At 45.4% G+C, this 1,895-nt stretch carries 3 protein-coding genes; all 3 read left to right on the top strand.

The window, feature by feature from the left end; translation table 11 throughout:
- Positions 1–135: hypothetical protein (locus K2Q26_14865; GenBank protein MBY0316799.1), on the top strand; the 135-nt coding region annotated here is incomplete at its 5' end.
- Positions 136–527: 392 nt separating this feature from the next.
- Positions 528–1,421, top strand: coding sequence for a glycosyltransferase family 4 protein (locus tag K2Q26_14860; GenBank protein ID MBY0316798.1), 894 nt, complete (start codon positions 528–530; stop codon positions 1,419–1,421).
- An 85-nt stretch (positions 1,422–1,506) separates the two neighbouring features.
- The coding region (locus K2Q26_14855; GenBank protein ID MBY0316797.1) for a hypothetical protein at positions 1,507–1,895 on the top strand (389 nt) is incomplete at its 3' end.

Genomic DNA, 1,895 nt, shown 5'->3' with positions numbered 1-1,895 from the left:
AAGATTCCTCTCGGAGCTAAACACCGCATCCGCAACATCGGCGAAGACCCCGTGGAATTTGTTGAAGTGCAGTTAGGAACGTACTTCGGCGAGGATGACATCGTCCGCTACCAAGACGACTACGCCCGAACTTAATAAGGATATTTCCTCCATTGAGCCAAAAAGTTTATATCGATTGCACTTTCACTTATAAAAGCGGGCTTAACACCGGTATTCAGAGAGTCGTACGTAATATCATCGGACGACACGCAATCGCGAAAAAGAACTACGGTTTGGAGTTTATTCCGGTAGTCTCTATCCTCGACCGTTACTACCAAATTCCGATGGAACAAATACTTAAACCTAGCGCCACCTTCGAGAGCATGGGTCAAAAGGGAAAAAGTTTTTTTTCCCGAATTCGAAGCTCTCTCAAATCTCAAATTTCAGAAAAAAACGTCGCCCACCGATGGGTTGACGGATTTGAAACGTGCAGCAGAAAAGCCTTTGCTCTAATAAAGCACCTTCGCCTTTCCATACTCGGCTTCAGAATGCGTCGGCATCAGGTGCTCTTCGAAAAAGGAAGCCAGTTCATACTCCTAGATGCCTTCTGGACCTATGACATCACTCGCTCGTTTCGTCGATCCAATCAGGGTGTTAAGAAAGTTACCGCCGTTATTTACGACCTGATCCCGCTGCTGTACCCCCAATTTGTTGAAAAAGCGAACTGCTATCATTTTGCCAAAGCATTTCCGCATCTTCTTGATCTCGCCGACCAATTTGTATGCATATCACAAACGGTGGCCCAAGATTTAGAGAAGTACATGCGCGAAAATAGCTCTCACCGAAAACCCGTCTTTTCTTTTCGCCTCGGGAGCGACTTTGGTAATAAAAATAATCCCACGCCCACGCCGGTCGCCCCATCGTTTAAGGCCGTTTTTGAAGGCGGTCCGGTATGGATCACTGTAAGCACCATCGAACCTCGCAAAAATCACGATTTTATTCTCGACGCCTTCGACGCCCTTTGGGCTAAAGGTGAAAACTTACGCCTGCTCATCGTCGGCCGCATTGGATGGATGTGTGATGATTTAATGACTCGGATCAAAACTCATCCCGAACTGAATCAGAAATTATTTTTTATGCATTCCGTTTCGGATACCGAGCTCAGCTATTGCTACGAACACTCTCGGGGGTTGGTATTTGCCTCTCACGTAGAGGGCTTCGGTCTTCCCATTGTGGAGGCCATGCGGATGAAGTTGACCGTTCTGTGTAGCGATATTCCTGTATTTCGAGAGGTCGGTGGAAGTTACCCGACCTACTTTTCTTTACACAACCCGCATTCCTTAGCCCAAGCGCTCCTTAATCCCTCAAGGCCCGACGCTTCACCGCCATCTTGGCCTAACTGGGACGAGTCATTTAAAGAGTTTATAGACGTCTCTAACTAGTTCATTTCTCATGAGAAAACGACATGTTGGCTAATTGCGATAACAATTGTAATCGCCCGCTGAAACGCATAGTAATTAAACCTCGATGTTTAATAACGGCGTGCTCCTTCAAAAAAAATTTCTCATCTACAATCTTGTTTTAAGGAACATCAAACTTAAATATCGCAGCTCATTTTTAGGATTTTTTTGGACACTGTTAGTCCCTATATCTAACGCTCTAATTTATATTTATGTCTTTAAGTTTGTGATGAAGGTGAACATACCCACCTATTCCACGTTTATCGTCAGCGGAATTCTTCACTGGGGCCTTTACCTCTCCACCGTATCTTTGGGTATGGAGTCGATTGTAGGCAATAGCCCCTTGATCGGTAAAGTGCCCATCCCGCCGCGTGTATTCGTTTTCTGCGAAGCTTTCACAGGATTGATTAATTTTGTATTCGCTCTTCCCGTGCTTTTCGCAATTATGGTTTGGCA

The sequence above is a fragment of the Bdellovibrionales bacterium genome (assembly GCA_019750295.1).
Classification (GTDB): Bacteria; Bdellovibrionota; Bdellovibrionia; order Bdellovibrionales; family JAGQZY01; genus JAIEOS01.
Note: the sequence above shows the minus strand (reverse complement) of the source record. Positions and strands in the feature narration are given on the sequence as shown.

Excerpts from the sequence above, each read along its gene's own strand:
- K2Q26_14860 (MBY0316798.1), top strand. The coding sequence starts at position 528 with ATGCGTCGGCATCAGGTGCTCTTCGAAAAAGGAAGCCAGTTCATACTC.